The sequence below is a fragment of the Streptomyces sp. NPDC059477 genome (assembly GCF_042749375.1).
GTDB lineage: Bacteria > Actinomycetota > Actinomycetes > Streptomycetales > Streptomycetaceae > Streptomyces.
Window position 1 is genome coordinate 50,319 of record NZ_JBHYUG010000010.1, and the last position, 22,638, is coordinate 72,956.

19 protein-coding genes and 2 pseudogenes are annotated in these 22,638 nt (G+C 71.4%); 8 read left to right on the forward strand and 13 right to left on the reverse strand.

All coding sequences use genetic code 11. The annotated features are described in order from the left end of the window. Window positions 1–9: 9 nt before the first annotated feature. Window positions 10–399, reverse strand: coding sequence for a hypothetical protein (locus ACFXAZ_RS07675; RefSeq protein ID WP_384586372.1), 390 nt, complete (start codon window positions 397–399; stop codon window positions 10–12). A gap of 728 nt (window positions 400–1,127) precedes the next feature. On the opposite strand from ACFXAZ_RS07675, the gene ACFXAZ_RS07680 reads away from it, so the two are divergent. After that, on the forward strand, window positions 1,128–2,462 hold the full coding sequence (locus ACFXAZ_RS07680; protein ID WP_384586374.1) for a tetratricopeptide repeat protein: 1,335 nt from the start codon (window positions 1,128–1,130) through the stop codon (window positions 2,460–2,462). 162 nt (window positions 2,463–2,624) lie between these two features. Here ACFXAZ_RS07680 and ACFXAZ_RS07685 read toward each other — a convergent pair whose 3' ends face one another. Beyond that, on the reverse strand, window positions 2,625–2,804 hold the full coding sequence (locus tag ACFXAZ_RS07685; protein ID WP_384586376.1) for a hypothetical protein: 180 nt from the start codon (window positions 2,802–2,804) through the stop codon (window positions 2,625–2,627). 370 nt (window positions 2,805–3,174) lie between these two features. On the opposite strand from ACFXAZ_RS07685, the gene ACFXAZ_RS07690 reads away from it, so the two are divergent. Then, window positions 3,175–5,271, forward strand: a complete 2,097-nt coding sequence (locus tag ACFXAZ_RS07690) for a HelD family protein (protein WP_384586378.1) — start codon at window positions 3,175–3,177, stop codon at window positions 5,269–5,271. Between the two features lie 146 nt (window positions 5,272–5,417). Here ACFXAZ_RS07690 and ACFXAZ_RS07695 read toward each other — a convergent pair whose 3' ends face one another. The 6 genes and pseudogenes from ACFXAZ_RS07695 to ACFXAZ_RS07720 all read right to left on the reverse strand — a co-directional run bounded on the left by ACFXAZ_RS07695 (window position 5,418) and on the right by ACFXAZ_RS07720 (window position 10,781). Further along, window positions 5,418–6,062 (reverse strand): response regulator, encoded by a 645-nt coding sequence (locus ACFXAZ_RS07695; protein ID WP_384586380.1) that lies wholly within the window; start codon window positions 6,060–6,062, stop codon window positions 5,418–5,420. 4 nt (window positions 6,063–6,066) lie between these two features. After that, window positions 6,067–7,452 (reverse strand): sensor histidine kinase, encoded by a 1,386-nt coding sequence (locus ACFXAZ_RS07700; RefSeq protein ID WP_384586382.1) that lies wholly within the window; start codon window positions 7,450–7,452, stop codon window positions 6,067–6,069. Window positions 7,453–7,534: 82 nt separating this feature from the next. Beyond that, window positions 7,535–8,776, reverse strand: a complete 1,242-nt coding sequence (locus ACFXAZ_RS07705) for a hypothetical protein (protein ID WP_384586384.1) — start codon at window positions 8,774–8,776, stop codon at window positions 7,535–7,537. Between the two features lie 236 nt (window positions 8,777–9,012). Then, window positions 9,013–9,620 (reverse strand): annotated as a pseudogene (locus tag ACFXAZ_RS07710) (copper homeostasis protein CutC); the annotation flags it as partial. 120 nt (window positions 9,621–9,740) lie between these two features. Beyond that, window positions 9,741–9,842: pseudogene (locus ACFXAZ_RS07715) on the reverse strand (copper homeostasis protein CutC); the annotation flags it as partial. A 261-nt stretch (window positions 9,843–10,103) separates the two neighbouring features. Further along, on the reverse strand, window positions 10,104–10,781 hold the full coding sequence (locus ACFXAZ_RS07720) for a maleylpyruvate isomerase family mycothiol-dependent enzyme (protein ID WP_384586386.1): 678 nt from the start codon (window positions 10,779–10,781) through the stop codon (window positions 10,104–10,106). Between the two features lie 95 nt (window positions 10,782–10,876). On the opposite strand from ACFXAZ_RS07720, the gene ACFXAZ_RS07725 reads away from it, so the two are divergent. Both ACFXAZ_RS07725 and ACFXAZ_RS07730 read left to right on the forward strand, forming a co-directional pair. Then, window positions 10,877–11,563 (forward strand): hypothetical protein, encoded by a 687-nt coding sequence (locus tag ACFXAZ_RS07725; protein WP_384586388.1) that lies wholly within the window; start codon window positions 10,877–10,879, stop codon window positions 11,561–11,563. 23 nt (window positions 11,564–11,586) lie between these two features. Next, window positions 11,587–12,741, forward strand: coding sequence for a GNAT family N-acetyltransferase (locus ACFXAZ_RS07730; RefSeq protein ID WP_384586390.1), 1,155 nt, complete (start codon window positions 11,587–11,589; stop codon window positions 12,739–12,741). Window positions 12,742–12,756: 15 nt separating this feature from the next. Here the strand turns inward: ACFXAZ_RS07730 and ACFXAZ_RS07735 are convergent, their stop codons facing one another. Together ACFXAZ_RS07735 and ACFXAZ_RS07740 are read right to left on the reverse strand one after the other, a co-directional pair. Beyond that, the gene (locus tag ACFXAZ_RS07735) at window positions 12,757–13,035 is read right to left on the reverse strand and encodes a DUF4031 domain-containing protein (protein WP_384586392.1); all 279 of its coding nucleotides are present in this window, start codon (window positions 13,033–13,035) and stop codon (window positions 12,757–12,759) included. Next, entirely contained in the window at window positions 13,032–13,442 is a 411-nt protein-coding gene (locus ACFXAZ_RS07740) for a hypothetical protein (RefSeq protein WP_382684090.1), read from the reverse strand. Before ACFXAZ_RS07740 ends, ACFXAZ_RS07735 begins: the two co-directional genes overlap by 4 nt. Window positions 13,443–13,497: 55 nt before the next feature. Between ACFXAZ_RS07740 and ACFXAZ_RS07745 the strand changes: the two genes are divergently transcribed. From ACFXAZ_RS07745 to ACFXAZ_RS07760, 4 genes are all read left to right on the forward strand, one after another. Continuing rightward, the gene (locus tag ACFXAZ_RS07745; protein ID WP_384586394.1) at window positions 13,498–14,487 is read left to right on the forward strand and encodes a MurR/RpiR family transcriptional regulator; all 990 of its coding nucleotides are present in this window, start codon (window positions 13,498–13,500) and stop codon (window positions 14,485–14,487) included. 159 nt (window positions 14,488–14,646) lie between these two features. Continuing rightward, on the forward strand, window positions 14,647–15,582 hold the full coding sequence (gene murQ / locus ACFXAZ_RS07750; RefSeq protein ID WP_384586396.1) for an N-acetylmuramic acid 6-phosphate etherase: 936 nt from the start codon (window positions 14,647–14,649) through the stop codon (window positions 15,580–15,582). Between the two features lie 17 nt (window positions 15,583–15,599). Next, entirely contained in the window at window positions 15,600–17,066 is a 1,467-nt protein-coding gene (locus tag ACFXAZ_RS07755) for a PTS transporter subunit EIIC (RefSeq protein ID WP_384586398.1), read from the forward strand. A 128-nt stretch (window positions 17,067–17,194) separates the two neighbouring features. Continuing rightward, window positions 17,195–17,764 (forward strand): hypothetical protein, encoded by a 570-nt coding sequence (locus ACFXAZ_RS07760; protein ID WP_384586400.1) that lies wholly within the window; start codon window positions 17,195–17,197, stop codon window positions 17,762–17,764. 7 nt (window positions 17,765–17,771) lie between these two features. Here ACFXAZ_RS07760 and ACFXAZ_RS07765 read toward each other — a convergent pair whose 3' ends face one another. The 3 genes from ACFXAZ_RS07765 to groL all read right to left on the reverse strand — a co-directional run bounded on the left by ACFXAZ_RS07765 (window position 17,772) and on the right by groL (window position 22,257). Next, a complete protein-coding gene (locus ACFXAZ_RS07765; RefSeq protein ID WP_384586402.1) occupies window positions 17,772–19,313 on the reverse strand; it encodes an MFS transporter in 1,542 nt (513 codons plus the stop codon). Window positions 19,314–19,401: 88 nt separating this feature from the next. Continuing rightward, window positions 19,402–20,286: a metallophosphoesterase gene (locus tag ACFXAZ_RS07770; protein ID WP_384586404.1), complete on the reverse strand. Its 885-nt coding sequence runs from the start codon at window positions 20,284–20,286 to the stop codon at window positions 19,402–19,404. 348 nt (window positions 20,287–20,634) lie between these two features. After that, window positions 20,635–22,257 (reverse strand): chaperonin GroEL, encoded by a 1,623-nt coding sequence (gene groL / locus ACFXAZ_RS07775; protein WP_384586406.1) that lies wholly within the window; start codon window positions 22,255–22,257, stop codon window positions 20,635–20,637. Window positions 22,258–22,638 lie beyond the last annotated feature (381 nt).

Sequence of the window (22,638 nt, forward strand, 5' to 3'; positions counted from 1 at the left end):
TGATGCCGCTCAGTCATCGCCGTCCCTGGAGGGCTCCGGGCTGCGCCTGACAACGGCCTTGAGGACGTCGGCGAGGGCCTGCTGGAATTCCGGGCTGTTTTCGATGGCCTCGTGTTCGGGGTCGGTGTACTGCCAGGTGTGACACCCCGGATGCCCTGCGTACAGAATGCACGCCTCGTCCTTCGGGGTCGGACCGGACAGGGTGTTGCAGTCGGGCACGACCCGGAAGGCGTCGGGCCGCCGGCCGTCCTCCCACTGGGCCCACACCTCACCCGCGCTCGCGTCGTCCAGCTCCCACACCAGGTCGTGGTGACGTCCGCCGGAGTGTTCCTGGAGCAGGCAGCGCAGCACCGGCCGTACGTTGCCGGGGGCGCTGGAGTCGTGGACCGACGCGAACATGGCCGCGATCAGACCGACCGGTGTCAGCGCGGTGGCGCCACACACCCGGGGACGGGGAAGAGGCGGCCAGGGCTGTTTGATCAGCGAGACCACACCGCACCCCCCGGCATCACCTGCGGCACGGACACATCCACGGCCACAGGACCGACCACCGCGTCCGCCACCCGCCACCTGAGGGGCAGGCGAGCACGACGACGCCCGGACGACGGCGGTAACAGCCGCGACAGCCGACCGAGGATCAGATTCACACGCTTCATTGCGTCTCCAACTCGCGTCCACTGCTGGTTGATTGCCCGCTGGTGAGCGACGGCCGAATGCGCGGTTCACGGGACTCCCCGTCGCGTTGGTCGCCCGGCGGTGCGGATGCTGACTGATAATCACGTTGAAGTTCCGGACCGCCTCCGGATTCCCCCGGCAACGCTCCCGGCCTTTCGTCGCCGCCCCACAGATCCGGCAACCGTCAACCGGAACCGGCTCAAGCCCGAGGCTGGGCAATTCGGGCTCGCCGCCGATCCGTTGCGGCGGCTTCCATCCCAAGAACCCCATCGGGCCCAACGCCCTTAGCCGGGTGCCCACTTCAGTCATGACTGCTGTTCGCTCCCCTGCGATCCGCCCGAACCGTCCTGCTCGCTCTAGGCAACCGGCCCGTCACGCACAGGGGTACCGTTGACGCAGCAGCAGATTTCAAAAGCTTCAAGCGGTTGCCCAGTCCGAGGAGTTGACCAGCTGTGACGACGCGGAAGCCGAACGAGTCACTTGCGCGCCTGTACCAGGAGACCAGGTGGAACCTGCGGCAGTTCGCTCAGGCGGTAAACAAGATCGGTACTGAGCGGGGAACTCCAGTCAGATACCGCGAGCAATCCGTTCATCAGTGGCTTAAGGGTTACGTGCCGAAAGAGGGAACCCGCCCCCTGATCCTGGAAGCACTCTCGCGCAAGCTAGGCAGACCGGTCACCCAAGTCGAAGTGGGATTCTCCACTCCTGCCCATGAGCCAAACAGTTATTCAACCGTGGAAGAGTTGATTGACCTAGGGAGACAGGACGTGGAGCGTCGTAATTTTCTCGGAGCGAGCCTCTTCTCTGTCGCATTGACCATCCCTAATTGGCCGGACATTGTAGGGAGAATGGAATCTGTTCAATCAGGAAGAGCACACCGCATAGGAACGTCGGACGTTGATCTGGTCACGAAAATGACCGACCGCCTATGGGAGACATTTGAGGACTTCGGCGGCAAGCACACACGGCCGATGGCCGCACTGTTCCTCGCCAATACGGTCGCCCCGTACCTGAGGGTGGACGCACCCGAGGAAATCCGCAAGGCCATGATGTCTGCCACCTCCTTCCTTTGCTATCTGACCGGCTGGATGGCAGAGGATGAAGCGTTGCACGGGCTGGCACAGCGGTACTACAAGAAGGGACTGGAGTTCGCGGGTGCCAGCGGCGATCACCTGACGTATTGCCATGTCCTTCGGGGCATGTCAGTTCAAGCAGCAGACCTAGGACACGGTCCGGTCGCCGTTCGCCTGGCCGATGCTGCCGCTGCCGCTGCTCCAAAAACAGGACCCCGCATGCAGGCGTTCTTCGCAGCACAGCAAGGCTATGCCTCCGCCGTAGCCGGTGACAGCCGTGCAGCACTTGGCAGCATTCGACAGACAGAAAAGTCTCTCGAAATCGCCGAAAGCGGAATCGGAGCCTTCGGAGGTTTCAACGCGTCAACGTCGGCTTACGCGGCATCCAATGTTCGCTATCATTCAGGAGACATCAAAGGTAGTATCGATTCCCTGGAGTTGCATTTTCGACTAAGAGATGCGAGCGACACACCCCGGTCTGCGCTGCGATTCAGTTCACTTTTGGCCGAACGGCAACTAGAGCTGGGGCATCTGGATGCGGCATGCAAGACATGGTCCCAAGTGCTTGACGGATACCCGAATGTCAATTCCGGCCGGGTTGACCGGCATGTTGCGAATATCAGCCGACTTTTACAGCCCTACCGCGCCAATTCGGCAGCGCGGGACATCTACGAGAGGGCGGTCTCACGCAGTGTGCGGAACGAGTCCCCGTAGCTCCGGAGGCTGGTGGCATCTGCCTGCAAATTCCGATGCCGGTTGAGTCCGGCTGTTGCCGTGATGCCCCGCCCGGACCTGCGGTGACCGGGCGGGTTCCTGCGTTCCGGGTTCGCGCCGGGCGGGCGGAGAGGGCCGCGCGGCGTTGGACGGTCCCCGGCGTCACCTGCGGCGCACGCCCGCTTCCTCTGCGTATTCGCCGAGGATGATGACGTCGAAGGCCGCGCCCGCGAACACGCGGACGGCGCGGACGGCTTCGCCTATGCGGTGGCGGTGGCTTCCGGCCACGGCGGTGGCGCCTGGGGGGCGCCCTGGAACTGGGGTGAGGGTCGCTGCGCTCATGTATCTATCGTGCGCTTTCGGACGTAAAGAGGGCATCGGTCCACGGGGGTAATCCGGTCGTCCCAGGAGTCCACCCGGGGATGGACCCCGCCCCTCACAAAGGACGCCCCCGGCGCCGCCCGACCCCTAGGGGACACCCACAGCGTCGACTCGTCGCCGGGGCGTCGGGGTAGGGCACGGGCACGGGCGTGGATATTCGTTGGTCTCGGCCCATCCGTTCGCCTAGAATCTCCGCTCTTGCCCGCCTCCCTCCAGGAGCGCCGCCGCCCGGACGGAAACCGGGTGGCTTCTCGCCGTCCCGCTGAACCCACCCACCGCCTGCCCCGCATCGCATCGCATCGCACCGCAGGCCGCTTCCGGAGGCATCCCCTTGTCCACCCCTGCCCTCGACCCCGCCGGTCCCCTTTCCCGCGAGCGCTCCCACCTCGCCTCCTCCCGTGCCGCGCTGCGTGCCATGCGCGAGGACGCCGAGGCGCTGGACATCCGCGACGTCGCCGCGAACTGGGTGAGCGCCGAGGCGCTGGCCCACCAGATCGAGCTGCGCGTCAAAGCGCTCGCCGACCTCGCCGGCACCCCGCTCTTCTTCGGCCGCCTCGACTATCTCCACACCCCCGGCGCCGAGCGGGCCGAAGGCGCCGACGGCGAGCGTTTCTACATCGGGCGGCGGCATGTGCACAACGCCGAGGGCGATCCCATGGTCATCGACTGGCGGGCGCCGGTCTCGCAGCCGTTCTACCGGGCCTCCAAGCAGGACCCGATGGACATCGCCCTGCGCCGCCGCTTCGGTTTCACCGGCGGTGACCTCACCGCGTACGAGGACGAGCGGCTGTCCGATCCGGTGGACCCGGCGGAGGCGTCCCGTACCAGCAGGCTGCTCCAGCGGGAGATCGAGCGTCCGCGCGTCGGCCCGATGCGGGACATCGTCGCGACGATCCAGCCCGAGCAGGACGGGATCGTACGGTCCGGGCTGTCCGGCACGGTGTGTGTGCAGGGTGGTCCCGGCACCGGGAAGACGGCGGTGGGGCTGCACCGGGTCGCGTATCTGCTGTACGCCCACCGCGAGCGGCTGGCCCGCACCGGCACGCTGGTGATCGGCCCGAACCGGTCCTTCCTCCACTACATCGAGCAAGTGCTGCCCGCGCTGGGGGAGTTGTCGGTGCGGCAGGCCACCGTTGACGATCTGGTGGCGCGGGTGGAGGTGTGTGGTACGGACGACGCCGCGGCGGCCGTCGTCAAGGGGGACGCCCGGATGGCCGAGGTGCTGCGGCGGGCGCTGTACGCGCAGGTCAGCATGCCCGTAGAGCCGGTGGTCGTGGTGCGCGGGTCCCGGCGGTGGCGGGTGGCGGCGTACGAACTGGAGGAGATCGTAAGGGAGTTGCTCGACCGGGACATTCGCTACGGGGCCGCCCGGGACGCGCTGCCCCAGCGGATCGCGCACGCGGTGCTGGTGCAGATGGAACGGTCCGGGGAGGCGCCCGACGACCGGGTGCAGGACGCGGTGGCGCGCAACAGCGCGGTGAAGGCGGCCGTGAAGGCGGTGTGGCCGGCCGTGGAGCCGGCCAAGCTGGTGCTGCGGCTGCTGACCGACGCGGAGTTCCTCGCGGAGCATGCCGAGGGGGTGCTGTCCGCCGATGAGCAGAAGACGATCCTGTGGGGCAAACCCGTGCGGTCGGTCAAGGCGGCGAAGTGGTCGGCTGCTGACGCGGTGCTCGTCGACGAGGCGTCGGACCTGGTCGAGCGGACGCATTCGCTGGGGCATGTGGTGCTCGACGAGGCGCAGGATCTGTCCCCGATGCAGTACCGGGCGGTGGGGCGGCGCTGTACGACGGGGTCCGCGACCGTCCTGGGGGATCTGGCGCAGGGGACGACTCCGTGGGCGACGCCCAGCTGGGAGGAGGCGCTCGGGCATCTGGGGAAGGGGGACGCCGTGGTCGAGGAGCTGACGGCCGGGTTCCGGGTGCCGACGGATGTCATCGCGTACGCGTCCCGGCTGCTGCCGTACATCGCGCCCGGGCTGGCTCCGGTGGCGTCGGTACGGGAGAGTCCTGGGGTGTTCGAGGTGCGGGAGGTTTCTGCGGGGGCTACGGCGGCTACGGGGGCGGGTGAGGTCTCCGGGACGGCGGGGGTCGTCGGTGCCGTGCGGGAGGCTCTGGCCCGGGAAGGGTCGATCGGGCTCATCGCGGCGGATGCGCGGGTGCCGGTGCTGGCGGAGGCGCTGGGCGCGGCCGGGATCGGGTATCTGGATCCGGGGGCCGAGACCACGCGCGAGACCCGGCTGACGCTGGTGCCGGCGTCTTTGGCGAAGGGGCTGGAGTACGACTATGTCGTGCTCGACGAGCCGGGGGCCGTGGTGGAGGGGGAGCCGGATGAACGGACCGGGTTGCGGCGGCTGTATGTGGCGTTGACCCGGGCGGTGTCGGGGTTGACGGTGACGCATTCCGGGGTGCTGCCTTGGCAGTTGCGGTGACGGTTCCCTCCGGGGGGGGGGGGGGGGGCTGCTGTTGGGTGCCGGGTGCGGGTGGTTTGTGGCTGGTCGCGCCCACGCGGCGGAGCCGCATATCGATACAGCCCCGCGCCCCTGAAGGGCGTTGGCGGACACCATGTGAGCGGGCCTCAGTCGAGCAGTCCCGCCTCCTGGGCCAGCACCGCCGCCTGGACCCGGTTGGTGCAGTCGGTGCGGGTGAGAATGCTGCTGATGTGGGCCTTGACCGTGCCGGAGCTGAGGTGGAGCTGTGCGGCGATCTCGGCGTTGGAGAGGCCGGTGCCCAGCAGGCTCAGGACGTCCCGTTCCGCCGGTGTCAGGCCCGCGATCCGGCGTGCGGCGACGTCGCCGCCGTGGCCCGACCGCATCCGGAAGTCGACGAGTTGGCGGGTGACCTGCGGGGCGAGGACGGGTTCTCCGGCCGCCGCGCGGCGTACGGCGTCGATGAGGTCGCGGGGGCCGGTGTCCTTGAGGAGGTAGCCGTGGGCTCCGGCGCGCAGGGCGCTGGTGACGGTCGCCTCCTCGCCGAAGGCCGTCAGCATCACCGCTCGGGTGCGGGGCGAGTGCCGGGCGATCCCGGCGACGGCGGTGATGCCGTCCCCGGGCATACGGATGTCGAGGAGGGCGACGTCGACGAGGTGGGCGCGGCAGGCCTCGACGGCCTCACGGGCGTTCTGTGCCTCCGCCACGATGCGGATCTCGCCGTCGTTCTCCAGGATCAGACGGACCCCGGCGCGCATCAATTTCTCGTCGTCGGCGATCAGCACTCGGATCATCGGTTCAGTGTAGAACCGCCATGATCAGCAGGGCGATGGTGCCGCCGACCGTCGGCAGCAGCACCAGCAGAGCCGCGCAGCCGCCGCCCAGGAGGCGGGGCCAGGTGAGGACCTCCGTGGACAGCGGGGGCCGGGAGCCCGCCCCGCCGGACACCGGCCCGGGGGAAGTGGCGTACACGGGCGGCGCGTCGGGCCGCACGGGTATCCGGGCGGAGAGGACGAAGCCGCCCTCCGGGCGCGGTCCGGCGTGCAGGGCACCTCCGAGCAGGCTGATCCTCTCCTGGAGGCCGACGAGTCCGCTGCGGTTCCCGTCCCCGGGCGGACAGGGCACCGGCGGGGCATCGTTGATGACGGCGACCACCACCGTGTCCCCTTCCTCCTGGAACATCACACGGACCGCCGCGCCGGACGCGTGCTTCAGCGCGTTGGTGAGTCCTTCGCGGGTCACCCGGTGGACGGCCTGCCGGGTGCGGGCGTCCGCGTCCGTCGGCCCGGTCGCGTTCCAGTGCAGTACGGCGTCGGCTCCCGCGTTCCGGGAATCCGCGACCAGCGCCGAGAGATCCTCGCGGGTGCCCCGCTCACCGCTGTTCTCCGCGGACCGGTGACGCAGGACGCCGAGGATGCCGCGCAGCTCGTCCATGGCCGTTCCGGCGGTGGTGTGCAGAAGTTCGGCCTGGGCGGCCAGTGGGGGCGCCTGTCGTTCGGCGGCGAGCTGGAGGGCTCCGGCGTGCATCGAGATGAGGCTGATGCGGTGGCCGATCAGATCGTGCATCTCGGCGGCGATGCGCGCCCGTTCCTCCATGCGGGCCGCCTCGTCGGTGAGGAAGCGGGTCCGTTCGAGGTAGGCATTGCGCTCCCGCAGCAGCCCCGTCAGCGGGCGGCGACGCCCCATCATCAGGGCGGACAGCGCGGGCAGCAGGATGAACAGCGCGGTCACGGCCGCACCGGCGATCAGGTACGGCATCGTCGGGAGTCCGCTGAGGAGCTGGCCGGCGGTCGACAGGAGCACGGCGCCGGCGCTGCTCGCCCCGACAACGCCCCAGGCACGCCGTACGGGGGTGATGCGGCGCACGGCGGACCACACGACGCACGGCACCACCACCATCGCCCACACGTTGGTCCCGGCGATCAGCGGCACGCAGCCCAGCACCGTGAGGGCCGGGTACATCCGCCGCGCGGGCACGAGCAGTGCCGCCCACGCCCCCAGGAGAACCACGCCCACCGGGTGGGCCGGCGGAATCAGCGGAACCGGCGCCAGCGAGCACAGCAGGACCAGGCCGGCCAGTACGGACTCGGTCACGACCGTCCGCCGGGGCGCGGCGCGCACCGCCTCCCGGATCGCGGCGGCCTCGCTCCACACCCGTCCGCACGGCCGCACCGCCGTACTCATGTGCTCTCCCTGTGGGCGCCGTTCTCAACGGCTGCTCTCGTCGTGCGCGTTGGCGGACACTGCGGATGCGGCAGCGGATACGTCAGGACGCCTCTGCCGCTCCGCCCGGGACCCGGAGCCCCGGCTCCGCCCGCAGCCCGGCGACATCCGCCCCGCTCTCGGCCAGCACACGTTCGATCTCCGCCACGGACTCCGCGTCCGTCCCCTTGTCCAGCAGCGCGGCCAGCAGGTGGGTCGTGCCGACCGTGGGCGAGCCCTGCGCGGCGGCGGTGAACTGGGCGACGTGCAGGAGCCGCTGTTCGAAGTCGGCGTGGCCGGGGACCTCCCGGGGGTCCTGCTCCACGACCCCGGCGTCGGGAAGCAGCACCCGGGTGACCGCGTCCTGCCGTACGCCGTGCCGGCGCAGGAGTGCGCCCCCCTGGTTCGCTCCCGTCAGGTTCTCGGGCAGCTCACGCCCCGCGACGGTCAACGACCGGTCCAGCGCCAGGATGCCCAGCAGCACATCGACGGGTTCGATCTCCGACGCCCCGCGCCGGACCGCCCCCCGTGGTGCCTCCGTGCGCACCGCGCCCACGACCGCGGAACCGAACCCGGCGCCGCCCCCGAAAATCCAGGCGGTGACCTTCCGGGTCAGCGGATTCCCGCTCTTCCCGAACGTCCCCGCCTTGCGCAGGACCATCACCGGGCCGGGTTCCGGTACGTCGTCGCTCCCCCGCAGCGCGTCGAGCGCCATCGAGGCAGCCGGGACGTCCACCTTCTCCAGCACCATGGCCTCGCGGGCCCGCGTATCGGGCAGCCCGACCAGTGCGCGCGCCACATGCCGGACGCGCACGGAAACCGTGCCCTCCTCCCGCGCGGCCTCCAGCGCCTTGCGCAGGCAGCTCCGCAACGCGCCGGTCATCGGCGGGAGTTCAACGCTTCCCTGCCCCTGCCCCTGCCCTTGCCCTTCCCCCTCCTTCTGCTTGCGATTCGTCCAGCGCGGCCTCTTGGCCTCCTCCTGCCGGACCACCCGCCAGAAGGCGTCGATCTCCCGCTCGTCGTCCGGGCTTCCCGCCGTGCCGTCTCCCGCGTCCTCACTGACCCACACGGCTGTCCCCCGGGACCCGATCGAACCGCCGAGCGAGCCGGCGGCCCGTATCCCGGGTGCGATCGCGGAACCCGCGGCCGAGTCACCCGACACGAGCGCGTACAGCACGCTCTCCGTGCCGACGTCCTCGCGTTCCTGCTTGTCCACCGCGCGCATCGCCTCCAGCAAGAGCTTGACGACGTCCCTCTCGAACTCGGTGGTCACGCCGGTGCCGCGGTCGGACGTTCGCTGCTCCATCGGACTGCCTTCCTCTCCGTGGTGTCACCCGCCGAGAAGGACGCTAGCCCGCGCTCTCCGGCTCCGCGTCGGCCGACCGGCCAAGCTTCCGGTCCGACCGGCCATGCCTCCGGTCCAACCGGCCATGCCTCCGGTCCGACCGGCCAGGTTCTCCCGTCCGGGTGGACAACAGACTTGCGTGCCACACGAAAGCGCGGCGGAACCGGACAGTGCCCGGTCCCGCCGCGCCCCCTCGCTCAGCCCGCGGCCCCGGACGGACCGTCCAGGACCGTACGCCACTCCGCTACCGCCTCCGGCGACACCGGGCCGCCCCAGCCGTCCGGGCGGGCCGCGCCGCCGATGTGGAAGGCGTCGATGCCCGCGGCGAGCAGGGCGGGTACGTGGTCGAGGCGCAGGCCGCCGCCCACGAGGAGCTGTTGCTCGTAGCCCGGCTCGCCCTGGCGCCCGGCCTCGGACAGCAGCGTGGGTCCGCCCTCGTCGACCCCCGTGGCCGCACCGGCCGTGAGGTAGGTGTCGAGGCCCGGCAGCCCGTCGAGCTGCTTGCGCAGCGCGTCCCGGTCCGCCGCGCGGTCGATCGCGCGGTGGAACGTCCACGCACAGCCGTCCAGCTCCCCCACGAGCCGTTCGACCGTGTACAGATCCAGCCCGCCGTGCGGATCGAGGAAGCCGAGGACGAACTCGTCCGCCCCCGCCTCCCGCATCCGCCGCGCGGCCTCCACCAACCGCCCCGCGTCCCCCGCGGAGAACCCGTCCGCGAGCCGCAGCATCACGCGCAGCGGAATATCGACGGCGGCGCGGATCGCCGTGAAGGTGGCGGGCGGCGGGGGGAGGCACCCGGGGCCCCCACGACTCCGCGCACCACACCGCCACCACCCCCCCCCCCCACCGGCGGGCTGGGGGGGCCCCGCAACCCCCGGGGGCGGTGCGGGGGGGGGGCGGGGGGGCGCTCCCCCCGCCCCCCCCCCATGTCTGTGACCAGCTCCAGCCGATCCGCACCCCCCGCCTGGGCGGCGACCGCGTCCTCGGCATCCAGGGCGATCACCTCCAGGACTGCACGCGAAACCATCAGGACCCCTTCCCGTTTCCCCTGGCGACTACAGGTCTAGTCCAATATCAGGGTACGCCGCGAACCCGCAGGCCGCGAGGAGGGGCCCCGGCCAACCGAGGAGCCGTCGCAGTTGTCACGCGTAAATATTTGCCATACTGAAGGATTTCCGACATGTAACGGTGGGCATCGGCGGCCACCCCCATGGCCACATCCACAGGCCCGCCCCACCGGCCCCCACCCATACAGGCCGGGCAGGCCAGGCAGACCAGGCAGACCGGTTCACGCGTAGATGTTCAGCTCCTCCGCCGCCACCCCCGCCAGCTCGAACCGCGCCCCCCGCACCGACCGCCCCGAGTACAGCCGTACGAGCGTCGGGGCGTCGCCGATGAAACGGGCCGGCGGGCGCTGCCCGTCCGGCTCGCCGAGCAGCAGCGGCTCGTCCCGGTCGTCCAGGTCGGCGTGCAGCGCGACCTTGCCCTTCTCCCGGCTGATCCGGGCGAGCAGCGCGAGTGCCGACGGCAGCCCCACGCCGCCGTACGCGCCCGGCACGCCCAGCGCGTCCCGGACATCGCCCGCGTGCACCCACTCCCCCAGCCCGATCCCGTCGAGGATCCCGCCCGCCTTCGCGATCAGCGGCCCGGCCTCGGTCATCCCGCGCTCCAGCTGATCCACCACCTCCTGGTGGGACAAACCCGCCAGTTCCTCGATATCCCGCTGATTCGCGACCGGCGAGAACACGCCTTTCTCGTACCGGCTCTCCACCACCCGGTTCAGCACGGCCGCGCAGTGCGCCAGCACGTCCCTCACCGTCCAGTCCGGACACGCCTCCGTCCAGATCTCGAAATCGGCGTCCGCCCGGCCCCGCAGCAGCGGCACCAGCGCGTCCCGCTCGATGGTCAGCAACCGCCCCGGCAGCTCGGGGTCCCGTACGCCTGCGTCCATGTACTCATCAGTCATACGTCCCAACCTAGATGTCCGTGTACCACTCACGGGAGATGGGGGACAGCGCGCAGCAGGCCGCCGGAGGGCACGCGGGGCGGAACAATGCCCCCATGGCCGATCTCGACTCCCTCCGCGTCCGTTTCGCCGCCGCCCTGACCGGCGCCCGGGGCGACGGCGACGGACCCGATCCCCTGACGTATTCCGATCCCCTGACGTACCCCGATCCCCTCCCGTACGCCGATGACCTGCTCGCCCGCTGGCGGGAACCCCAGCGCCGCTATCACACGGCGACGCACCTCACGGCCGTGCTCGACCACGTGGACGGCCCGCTGGCGGGGCACGCCGCCGACCTGGACGTCGTACGGCTGGCGGTGTGGTTCCACGACGCCGTGTACCGGCCCGAGCGCGAGGAGAACGAGGAGCGGTCGGCCCGGCTCGCCGAACGGGCGCTGGCGGAGGCGGGGCTGGCGCCGGGCAAGGTCGCCGAGGTGGCCCGGCTGGTCCGGCTGACCGTGAGCCACGCGCCGGGCGACGACGACCCCGACGGGCAGGTCCTGTGCGACGCGGACCTCGCGATCCTGGCGGCGCCCCCGTCGGCGTACGCCGCGTACACGGCCGCCATCCGCGAGGAGTACGCCTTCGTCCCGCCGGACGACTTCCGCGCCGGCCGCACCGTCGTCCTCGTGCAACTCCTCTCCCTCCCGGCCCTCTTCCACACCCCGTACGGCCGGGAGCACTGGGAACGGACCGCGCGCTACAACATGGCCGCCGAGCTGGAAATGCTGTCGCCCGGCTGAGCGGCACCTTCTAGCCTGCCCCCATGGGAACTCAGGGTGGGGAACAGGCCGCCGAGCAGGTGCGGAACGCGGTCGCCGGGGCCGTCGCGGCGCTGGGGGCGGGGGTCGCGCTCGACTGGGGCGAGGTCCCGGCCTCGGGGCTGGACTGGAGCTGCCGCGAGACCGCCGAGCACATCGCCGGCGATCTGCTCGCCTACGCGAGCCAGTTGGCGGGCCGCGCGCAACACGCGTACGTCCCCTACGACCTCACCCTCGACGACCCCGCCGACAACACCGGCACCCTCCAGGTCATCGAGACGACCGGCGCGCTGCTGGCGGCGGCCGTGCGGACCGCGCCCCGCCACGCCCGCGCCTTCCACCCGTACCCCTTCCGCAGCGCGAACCGCGAGGGCTTCGCCGCGATGGGCGTCGCCGAGGTGCTGCTGCACACGTACGACATCACCACCGCCCTGGGGCTGCGCTACGAACCCGCCGCCGGGCACGCCGACTTCGTCCTGCGCACGCTCTTCCCGGACGCCCGGCCCGGCCCCGGCCCCTGGCCCACCCTGCTGTGGGCCACCGGTCGCGGCGCGCTGCCGGGCCGGGCCCCGGTCACCGCGTGGCGCTGGCACAACAACCTGGTCCTGCCCGCCGGACGGCTCACCCTGGAGGCGCTGACCCCCGCCTCCGCCGCCGACCTGGCCACGGGCGGCGACGGCGGCTTCACCTGGATCGAGGGCGGGCCCATGGACGGCACCCGGGTGGCCGCCGAACTGCTGCTGAAGGCGTACGCGGACGGGGTGCTGCGGCCTCGGTTCGGGGTCTTCGTGCTGGTCCGCCGTGAGGACGATCTCGCGATCGGGGGGCTGGGGTTCCACAGCGCCCCCGACGGCGACGGGCGGGTGGAGATCGGGTACGACCTGGTCGCGGCGGCGCGGGGGTACGGATACGCCACGGAGGCGCTGCGCGGGCTCGCCGGGTGGGCGCTGGCCCAGGACGACGTGCGGTGCCTGTTCGCCACCGTCGAGCCGGACAACGCCGCGTCCCGGGCGGTGCTGGCACGGGCCGGTTTCAGCCGGGTCGACGGGGGCGGGGAGCCGCTGCACGCGTATGAGCTGCGGGGGGATTCGGCGCCCGAGAGGCCCAAGGGTTCCGAGGGGTCCGAGGGGTCCGAGGGGTCCGAGGGGTCCGAGGGATAGGCGCCGGGCCCGGTCTCACCTGCCGGGCGGCGCTCCCCGCGTACGGCGTCTGCGCAGACCCGCACCCGTCAGCAGCCGGACCACCTCCCGGCTGCTCACCTCCAGGGCGCCCGCGCTCACCGCGTCCGGGTAGCGGTGGGACGGGAGGTCGTAGTGGTCGCGCTCGAAGGCGCGGGGCGGGACGCCGAGCCGCTGGGCGAAGAGGTGGAGTTCGTCGTACGAGGCGTCGCTGATCAGGTGGGACCACAGCCGGCCGTGGCCCGGCCAGGTCGGCGGGTCGATGTAGACGGTCACGGAGCCGGCGCCCCGCCGCCCGCCCCGATCCCGGCGCTCAGCGTGCCCAGCGCCGCGACCTTCACGCCCGCCTGGTGGCACACCCAGTGCGGGTCGGGGCCAAGCTCGGGTTCGATGTCCAGCGCGTGCGGATCGCCCGAACCGCAGACCGGGCACAGCGGCCAGCGCCCGTACCGGTCGAGCAGCGCGTCCTGCACGTCCTGGGCGATCAGCCCCGCGACGAACGCCGCCCCGTCCGGCCACTGCTCCACCCACCAGCGCCGCTCCACGACCGACTCCTCGACCAGCGAGACCACGTCCGCCTCGGCCACCTCGCCCGCGACCAGATCGGCGAGCACCAGCGCGCGAGCGGTGTGCAGCGCCTGCTCCAGGGGGCTGATGGGATGAGCGGGGGGATCGGGTGCCATACCCCTATTGTGCGCACTCTTGACCGGGACACCCGGCCGAAAATATCTTTCATGGGTGACCCGGAAAGTGAAGGAAATTTTCGGCGGTACGGCGACCCCGGCACCCGCCACACCCCCATCCGCGGCACCCCCGCTCACGGCACCCGCGGCACCGGCGGCACCCGCGCCTCCCGCACCTCCCGCACCCGCCGCCCTCGCCGCCAAGGTGCGCACCCTGATCCCCTCGATGACCCGCTCCATGCAGCGCGTCGCCGAAGCCGTCGCGGGCGACCCCGCGGGTTGTGCCGCCCTCACGGTCACCGGTCTCGCCGAACTCACCGGCACCAGCGAGGCGACCGTCGTCCGCACCGCCCGCCTCCTCGGCTACCCCGGGTACCGCGATCTGCGCCTCGCCCTCGCCGGTCTCGCCGCGCACCAGCAGTCCGGCCGCGCGCCCGCCATCACGACCGACATCGCGGTGGACGATCCCCTCGCCGATGTCGTCGCCAAGCTCGCCCATGACGAGCAGCAGACCCTCGCCGACACCGCCGCCGGGCTGGACACCGTACAGCTCGGCGCCGCCGTCACCGCCGCCGCGGCGGCCCGCCGCATCGATGTCTACGGCATCGGGGCGTCCGGTCTCGTCGCCCAGGACCTCACCCAGAAGCTGCTGCGGATAGGGCTCATAGCCCACGCCCACTCCGACCCCCATCTCGCCGTCACCAACGCCGTCCAGCTACGCACCGGCGATGCCGCCATCGCCATCACCCACTCCGGGTCCACCGGGGACGTCATCGAGCCACTGCGGGTCGCCTTCGAACGGGGGGCCACCACCGTGGCGATCACCGGGCGGCCGGACGGGCCGGTCACGCAGTACGCCGACCATGTGCTGACCACGTCCACGGCCCGCGAGAGCGAACTGCGCCCCGCGGCCATGTCGTCCCGGACCAGTCAGCTCCTGGTGGTGGACTGCCTGTTCGTGGGGGTGGCCCAGCGGACGTACGACAGCGCGGGACCCGCACTGTCAGCGTCGTACGAGGCCCTCGCCCACCGGCATCGGAGTTAGACCGACGGGACCATCGGGTCGCAGGACTCGACTGATCGCGCCCACGCGGCGGAGCCGCGTATCCACACGTCCCCACACCCTCTGACCCATCCGACAAATCCCCTAAATCCTCCTAAAATCGAAACCCTCAGTCCCTCCTGGAAAGAGCCGTCTGGATTCATGACCTCCACCTCCGAGCCCCGGGACATCCGCACCGAGCTGGAACAGCTGACCACCGAAGCCTTCCGGCCCGAGCTGGCGGACATCGACCGGCTCTCCACCCTCGACCTCGCCACGCTCATGAACCGGGAGGACTCCGGCGTCCCCGGAGCCGTCGCCCGCGCCCTGCCCGCCATCGCCGCCGCCATCGACGCCATCGCCGCCCGGATGGCCCGGGGCGGGCGGCTGATCTACGCGGGCGCCGGGACCGCCGGGCGGCTCGGCGTGCTCGACGCCTCCGAGTGCCCGCCCACCTTCAACACCGACCCCGCCCAGGTCGTCGGGCTGATCGCGGGCGGCCCCGGCGCCATGGTGACCTCCGTCGAGGGCGCCGAGGACTCCCCCCAACTGGCCCGCGCCGACCTGGACGCCCTGGCGCTGACCGGCGACGACACGGTGGTCGGCATCTCCGCGTCCGGCCGTACGCCGTACGCCCTCGGCGCGGTCGCCCACGCCCGTGCGCTGGGCGCGCTGACCGTCGGGCTGGCCTGCAATCCGCACAGCGCGCTGGCCGCCGCCGCCGAGCACGGCATCGAGGTGGTCGTCGGGCCCGAACTGCTCACCGGGTCCACCCGGCTGAAGGCGGGCACCGCCCAGAAGCTGGTCCTCAACATGCTCTCGACGATCACGATGATCCGGCTCGGCAAGACCTACGGGAACCTGATGGTCGACGTCCGCGCCTCCAACGAGAAGCTGCGCGCCCGCTCCCGCCGGATCGTCGCCCTCGCCACGGGCGCCGCCGACGACGAGATCGAAGCGGCCCTCGCGGCCACCGACGGCGAGGTCAAGAACGCCGTCCTGACCCTGCTGGCCGGGGTCGACGGACCCACCGCCGCCCGCCTTCTGGAGGAGTCCCGCGGCCATCTGCGCGCCGCGCTCGCCGCCGCGCCCCACTGACCCGCACGCTCGGGGACGTGCGCACCGAACCCTCCAGCCCCGAACCCCCCGGCCCCACCACTCCCACCGACACCCCCGCCCCCACCACCATCGCCGCCGCCCTCCTCCCCCTGGTCGGCGGCCCCGCGAACGTCACCTCCGTCGCCCACTGCATGACCCGTCTGCGCCTCGGCCTCGCCGACCCGGGGCTGGTCGACGAGGCGGCACTGCGGGCCGTACCGGGCGTGCTCGGGACGGTCGCCGACGACACGTACCAGATCGTGCTGGGACCGGGCACGGTGGCGCGGGTGACCCGGGAGTTCGAGGAACTGCTGAACGCGGAGCCGTCAGCGCCCCCGGCCGGGGAACTCGCCGCGAAGGGCGAGGAACTGCGCGCCGAGCAAAGGCGACGCAACGCCACCCCGGCCAAGACCGTCCTGCGCCGCGTCGCCAACATCTTCGTCCCCCTCATCCCGGCCCTCATCGGCTGCGGCATCCTCGCCGGGGTCAACGGGCTGCTGCTCAACGCCGGCTGGCTGCCCGGCGTGACCCCGGCGCTCGCCGCCATCGCCGCCGCGTTCATGGCGCTGATCGCGGTGTTCGTCGGCTACAACACGGCGAAGGAGTTCGGCGGCACCCCGATCCTCGGCGGCGCGGTCGCGGCCGTCGTCGTCTATCCCGGCGTCGCCCAGGTGACCGCCTTCGGTGTCGCCCTCTCCCCCGGCCAGGGCGGCGTCCTCGGCGCACTCGCGGCGGCGTTGCTGGGGACGTACGTCGAGAAGTGGTGCCGGGGCCGGGTCCCGGCCGCCCTGGACGTGCTGGTCACCCCCACCCTCACCGTGCTGGTGGCGGGCCTGGCCACGCTGTACGGGCTGATGTACGCCGCCGGGGCCGTCTCCGCCGCCATCGGCACCGCCGCCGACTGGCTGCTGACCACCACCGGCGCCCTCGCGGGCCTGGTCCTGGGCGGGCTGTTCCTGCCGCTGGTGATGCTGGGCCTGCACCAGGCCCTGATCCCGATCCACGCCACCCTGATCGAACAGCAGGGCTACACCGTGCTGCTGCCGATCCTGGCGATGGCGGGCGCGGGCCAGGTGGGCGCGGCGGCGGCCGTCTACGTCCGGCTGCGGCAGCACACCGCACTGCGTACGACGATCAGGTCCGCGCTCCCGGCGGGCCTGCTGGGCGTCGGCGAACCGCTCATCTACGGCGTCTCCCTCCCCCTGGGCCGCCCGTTCCTGACCGCGTGCGTGGGCGGGGCGGCGGGCGGGGCCTTCATCGGGGTGTTCGCGATGCTCGGCGTACGGGTCGGCGCGACGGCGATCGGCCCGTCCGGCTGGGCCCTGTTCCCCCTGCTGGCCGGCAACCGGGGCCTGGGCCTGACGGCGGCGGTGTACGCGGGCGGCCTCCTCACCGGCTACGCGGCGGGCTTCCTCACGACGTACACCTTCGGCCTCCGCCACACCCCCCTGAGCCCACCACCGTCCCCCGACACAGGAATCTGAGCCCACCTCCACCCCCGGCGCAAGAAACCGAGTCCACCTCCGCCCCCGGCACACGAAACAGAACCCGCCCCCACCCCACACCACCCCACCGAACACCTCTCCACCCCGCGCCGTACGACACTGGAGCCATGAACCACGCCCAACTCACCGCCGTGGGCCGAGCCCTCCGGGTCCTCGGCGAGCACGGGGACGCCCTGAGCGGGACCACCCCGGACGCCAAGCTGCACGAGATCCGCGCCGATCTGCGCCGCGCGGCCGATCTGCTGGAGGACAGCGTCGGTACGGCGGCGCCCACCACCCGGTGCGCCGAGCATCCGGGCGGCCCGGTCGACGAGAGCGCCCCCGACCTGTGCCTGCTGTGCGAGACCCGGCGCCGCACGGCCCGCCGGGCGGAGTACAACGGCCCGGCGGGACCGGGCGGCCCGGCCACCGCCGCGCCCTCCCGCTACGGGGTGAGCGGCGACCGGCCGCAGCCCCAGCAGCGCTGGCTGCCGGAGCTGTGGAACGGCCAGGAGTGGCAGCTGTGCGGCACCCCGCGCCGCGACCGCCACGAGGCCGAGCTGTACCTCGCCGCCCAGCGCCGCGGCTCCCGCCCGGCGATGGCCTACCGCCTGGTCCACGAGTTCACCGACTACGAGGTGCTACGGGTGTGGGGAACGCCGGTCCGCACGGACATCGAGCCGATGGGCAACCTGTAGCCCCCGATCACCCCTTGCCGCCGCCGGCCACCTTCACCGCACCCTCCACGTCCCCGTCCACATCCCCGCCTACATCCCCGCCTGCATCCACGTTGCCGGACGACTCCCGGAGAGTCGGCCCGTCCTCGCCCGCGATCCGCTGCCGCGGAATGAACGAGGCGACGAGGAACGCGACCAGCGCCGCCCCCGCGCCCACCATCAGGACCGTGCGGAAGGCGTCCCGCGAGGGCAGCACGACCGGCCCGAAGGTGATCGTCATCTGGGCCAGGACAACCCCGGCGACGGCGCTCGCGAGCGACGTGCCGATGGACCGCATCAGCGTGTTGAGGCTGCTCGCGGCGGCCGACTGCGACGCCGGTACCGCCCCCATGATCAGCATGGGCATCGAGCCGAACGCGAACCCGATGCCGGCGCCGATGACACAGGAGACCAGGACGAAGTGCCAGACCTGGTCCATGAGGGCGAGGTTGATGCCGTAGCCGACGGCGACGATCAGCACGCCGATCATCAGCGTGGTCTTGGGCCCCCTGGCCTTGGAGACGGCGGCCGAGAGGGGCGCGCTGGCCATCATCACCAGCCCGGAGGGGGCCATCACCAGACCGGCGGCGAGCATCGACTGCCCGAGGCCGTAGCCGGTCTCGGTGGGCATTTGCAGGATCTGCGGGATGACCAGCGACATCGCGAACATCGCGAAGCCGACGGCGACCGAGGCCAGGTTGGTCACCAGCACCTGACGGCGGACGGTCGAGCGCAGATCGACCAGCGGTTCAGCGGTCCGCAGCTCCCACCGGCCCCACAGCACCAGCACCACGACGGCGACGACGAACAGCCCGAGCGTGGTGGAGCTGGTCCAGCCCCAGTCGGCGCCCTTGGAGATGCCGAGCAGCAGACAGCTCAGCCCGATGGCCATCCCGATGCCACCGACCAGGTCGAACCGCCCGCCACCGCGTACCGGCGACTCCGGCACCAGCGCCAGCACCAGGCCCAGGGCGATCGCACCCATCGCGGCGGAGGCCCAGAAGAGCAGATGCCAGTCGAAGTTGTCGGCGATCAGGGCGGCGGCGGGCAGTCCGAAGGCGCCGCCGACGCCGAGGGAGGCACTCATCAGGGCGGTGGCGGAACCGAGCCGCTCGGGCGGCAGTTCGTCGCGCATGATGCTGAGGCCGAGCGGGATGACACCGGCGGCGATGCCCTGGAGCGCCCGTCCGACGATCATCGGCGCCAGCGTGTCACTGAGCGCGGCGATGACCGCGCCGGCCACCAGCGTCGCGAGGCTCACCAGCAGCATCCGCCGCTTGCCGTACATGTCCCCGAGCCGCCCCATCACCGGCGTGGCCACCGCGGCGGCGAGCAGCGTGGCGGTGACCACCCAGGCGGTGTCGGACGCGGGCGCGTCCAGCAGCCGCGGCAGCTCGGGGATGATCGGAATGACCAGCGTCTGCAACAGCGACACGACGATCCCGCTGAAGGCCAGCACCGCCACCACGGCACCACTGCGCGGCGGCGCCGCTCCCCCGGTCACGGCGGCGGTTACAGGGGCATCGGGCATGGCGGGGCCTCCGTCGAACAGCACAAAGTGATTGACCGAGGCAACGATATGTGAATTGATTGAGTTACTCAAGAAATACTGGTCAGGGTCAGCGCATCCGGCCCCGCGCGTCGATGAAGTCCATCACCTGGTCCTCGTCCCGCTCGGACAGCGTCTCGTGGGCGCGCGGATCACGGGCGTGCAGGGTGTGGAACAGCGGCCCCGCGGCCCCGCCCACATCGATCACGGACGCGGAGGCACCGCGCACGATCCGCTCGGTGTTCCAGTCGGCGGTGAGGTCGACGCGGTTGACCACGGCCGGGCAGACCCAGACCGGGACGGAGGCGAGCAGCCCGAGGAGCTGGAGATGGAAGTGCCCGGTCAGCACCGCCCGTACGTCACTGCCGTGCAGCACCTCGCCCAGCGCCCGCGGATTGCGCAGCCCGAAGGTCCGCTGTATGTCCACGTCCATGGCGATCGGCGGGTGATGGAAGGCGAGGATCGTGCCCCGCTGGGCGCTGGTGCGCAGCAGGTCGTGCAACCAGTCCAGTTGGGCGTCGCTCAGCCCGCCGTACACCTCGCCGGGCACCAGCGAGTCCATCGTGATGAACCGGTACCCCCGCACCACGCTCACCGCCGCCCGCTCCCCCTCGGCGGAGGAGAGCACCGTTCGGGCGAGGTCCGAGCCGTCGACCGCCAGATGCCCACTGCCGAGCACCTTGCCGAACGCCGCACGGTCGTCATGGTTGCCCGTGGTGAAGAACAGCGGCACCCGCATCCGGGCCGCGAACTCCCCCAGCAACTCCCGCGCGATCGCGTACGACTCCACCGCCCCGTCGTCCGCGATGTCCCCGGTGACCACGATCGCGTCGACATCACGCTGATGCCGCAGCTCACCCAGCATCAGCCGCAACGATTCGGTGGGGTCGACGCCGTGCCGGTCGGGTCCGGCGGTCCGCTCGATATGAGTGTCGGACAGTTGGAGAATCCGCATAGGCGGCACGCTAGCGCCCCACCCACTCCCCCGTGCGGCGTACGAACAGAAAGATCCCCCCTCCGGGGAGTCCGGAACGCCTGAGGAAGGGCGTGAGGCCGAGGCTCTTCACCTGAAAAGGGCGGGCGGCCGAGGCTCTTCACCTGAAAAAGGGGCCTGGGGCTGAGGCTTTTCAGGGGCGCGGGGGGAACTGCGCGACCAGTCCCCACCGAACCCGCAGCCGCCCCCACGACCCAAGCCCCCCACCACGACGCGCCCCCTCCCCAAAAAACGCCCGAGGGCGACACCCCCGGAACCCCCGGAGGGTGTCGCCCTCGAACCATAAGGACGCAGATCGAGCAACCCCGATCAGAAGTCCATGTCACCGCCCGGCATACCGCCACCGGCAGGCGCGGCGGCCTTCTCCGGCTTGTCGGCGATGACAGCCTCGGTGGTGAGGAACAGCGCGGCGATCGACGCGGCGTTCTGGAGCGCCGAGCGCGTCACCTTCGCCGGGTCGATGATCCCCTCGGCGATCATGTCCACGTACTCACCGGTCGCGGCGTTCAGACCGTGACCCGGGGTGAGGTTGCGGACCTTCTCCACCACGACGCCGCCCTCAAGGCCGGCGTTGATGGAGATCTGCTTCAGCGGAGCCTCAAGGGCGAGCTTCACGGCGGCGGCACCCGTCGCCTCGTCACCCTCCAGCTCCAGCTTCTCGAAGACCGAGGAAGCCTGGAGCAGCGCCACGCCACCACCGGCGACGATGCCCTCCTCGACGGCCGCCTTGGCGTTGCGCACGGCGTCCTCGATGCGGTGCTTGCGCTCCTTCAGCTCCACCTCGGTCGCGGCACCGGCCTTGATGACGGCCACGCCGCCCGCGAGCTTCGCCAGGCGCTCCTGGAGCTTCTCGCGGTCGTAGTCGGAGTCGCTGTTCTCGATCTCGGCGCGGATCTGGTTGACCCGGCCGGCGACCTGGTCCGAGGACCCGGCGCCGTCGACGATGGTGGTCTCGTCCTTGGTGATGACGACCTTGCGGGCACGGCCCAGGAGGTCCAGGGTCGTGTTCTCCAGCTTGAGGCCGACCTCCTCGGAGATCACCTCGCCGCCGGTGAGGATCGCGATGTCGTTCAGCATCGCCTTGCGGCGGTCGCCGAAGCCCGGGGCCTTGACCGCGACGGACTTGAAGGTGCCGCGGATCTTGTTGACGACCAGGGTCGACAGGGCCTCGCCCTCGACGTCCTCGGCGATGATCAGCAGCGGCTTGCCCGACTGCATGACCTTCTCCAGGAGCGGGAGCAGGTCCTTGACGTTGGAGATCTTGGAGTTCGCGATGAGGATGTACGGGTCCTCAAGCGACGCCTCCATGCGCTCCATGTCGGTGGCGAAGTAGGCGGAGATGTAACCCTTGTCGAAGCGCATGCCCTCCGTCAGCTCAAGCTCCAGCCCGAAGGTCTGGGACTCCTCGACGGTGATGACGCCTTCCTTGCCGACCTTGTCCATCGCCTCGGCGATCAGCTCGCCGATCTGGGTGTCGGCGGCGGAGATGGAGGCCGTGGAGGCGATCTGCTCCTTGGTCTCGACCTCCTTCGCCTGGTCGAGCAGCGCGCCGGAGACGGCCTCGACGGCCTTCTCGATACCACGCTTGAGAGCCATCGGGTTGGCGCCCGCGGCGACGTTCCGCAGGCCCTCCTTGACCAGGGCCTGAGCCAGGACGGTGGCCGTCGTCGTACCGTCACCGGCGACGTCGTCCGTCTTCTTGGCTACTTCCTTGACCAGCTCGGCGCCGATCTTCTCGTACGGGTCTTCGAGCTCGATCTCCTTGGCGATGGAGACACCATCGTTGGTGATCGTGGGGGCGCCCCACTTCTTCTCAAGGACGACGTTGCGGCCCTTGGGGCCGAGGGTGACCTTGACGGCGTCGGCGAGCTGGTTCATACCGCGCTCAAGGCCGCGCCGCGCCTCCTCGTCGAACGCGATGATCTTGGCCATGTGAAGTGGTCCCTCCAGGACTGGGGGTGATTCTTCGGACCGCGCCCGCGCCCGCGACGGACGGCTCGCTCACCTCGTGGATCCTTGCCCCACCCGGCTTGCGGCCTCACCGACCCGGTCCTTCGTTGTCACTCTCACCTTCAGAGTGCTAACGCCAATGATTAGCACTCGCCCCTGGAGAGTGCAAGCGCCCGCCGCGATCCGCCGGGCGCGCGGAGGCGCCCCGAGGGGGCGCCGAGGGAGCATCGGGAGTGCCTTGAGGGGGCATGCGGAAGGGGCCGCCCCCCCCGGGTGGGGGGGCGGGCGGGCCCAGAAAATGTGAGGGGGGGTGGGGGGACCAATCCGGCGGGGGGGGCCTCGGGGCCCGGGCGATAACGAAAC

What these genes read in the sequence shown, in the direction of transcription:
- ACFXAZ_RS07720 (WP_384586386.1), bottom strand. Translation starts at nt 10,781, where the DNA reads ATGACTGATGAGTACATGGACGCAGGCGTACGGGACCCCGAGCTGCCG.
- ACFXAZ_RS07705 (WP_384586384.1), bottom strand. Translation starts at nt 8,776, where the DNA reads ATGGAGCAGCGAACGTCCGACCGCGGCACCGGCGTGACCACCGAGTTC.
- ACFXAZ_RS07730 (WP_384586390.1), top strand. Translation starts at nt 11,587, where the DNA reads ATGGGAACTCAGGGTGGGGAACAGGCCGCCGAGCAGGTGCGGAACGCG.
- ACFXAZ_RS07740 (WP_382684090.1), bottom strand. Translation starts at nt 13,442, where the DNA reads ATGGCACCCGATCCCCCCGCTCATCCCATCAGCCCCCTGGAGCAGGCG.
- ACFXAZ_RS07700 (WP_384586382.1), bottom strand. Translation starts at nt 7,452, where the DNA reads ATGAGTACGGCGGTGCGGCCGTGCGGACGGGTGTGGAGCGAGGCCGCC.
- ACFXAZ_RS07765 (WP_384586402.1), bottom strand. Translation starts at nt 19,313, where the DNA reads ATGCCCGATGCCCCTGTAACCGCCGCCGTGACCGGGGGAGCGGCGCCG.
- ACFXAZ_RS07675 (WP_384586372.1), bottom strand. Translation starts at nt 399, where the DNA reads ATGTTCGCGTCGGTCCACGACTCCAGCGCCCCCGGCAACGTACGGCCG.
- ACFXAZ_RS07770 (WP_384586404.1), bottom strand. Translation starts at nt 20,286, where the DNA reads ATGCGGATTCTCCAACTGTCCGACACTCATATCGAGCGGACCGCCGGA.
- ACFXAZ_RS07695 (WP_384586380.1), bottom strand. Translation starts at nt 6,062, where the DNA reads ATGATCCGAGTGCTGATCGCCGACGACGAGAAATTGATGCGCGCCGGG.
- ACFXAZ_RS07725 (WP_384586388.1), top strand. Translation starts at nt 10,877, where the DNA reads ATGGCCGATCTCGACTCCCTCCGCGTCCGTTTCGCCGCCGCCCTGACC.
- groL (WP_384586406.1), bottom strand. Translation starts at nt 22,257, where the DNA reads ATGGCCAAGATCATCGCGTTCGACGAGGAGGCGCGGCGCGGCCTTGAG.
- murQ (WP_384586396.1), top strand. Translation starts at nt 14,647, where the DNA reads ATGACCTCCACCTCCGAGCCCCGGGACATCCGCACCGAGCTGGAACAG.
- ACFXAZ_RS07685 (WP_384586376.1), bottom strand. Translation starts at nt 2,804, where the DNA reads ATGAGCGCAGCGACCCTCACCCCAGTTCCAGGGCGCCCCCCAGGCGCC.
- ACFXAZ_RS07760 (WP_384586400.1), top strand. Translation starts at nt 17,195, where the DNA reads ATGAACCACGCCCAACTCACCGCCGTGGGCCGAGCCCTCCGGGTCCTC.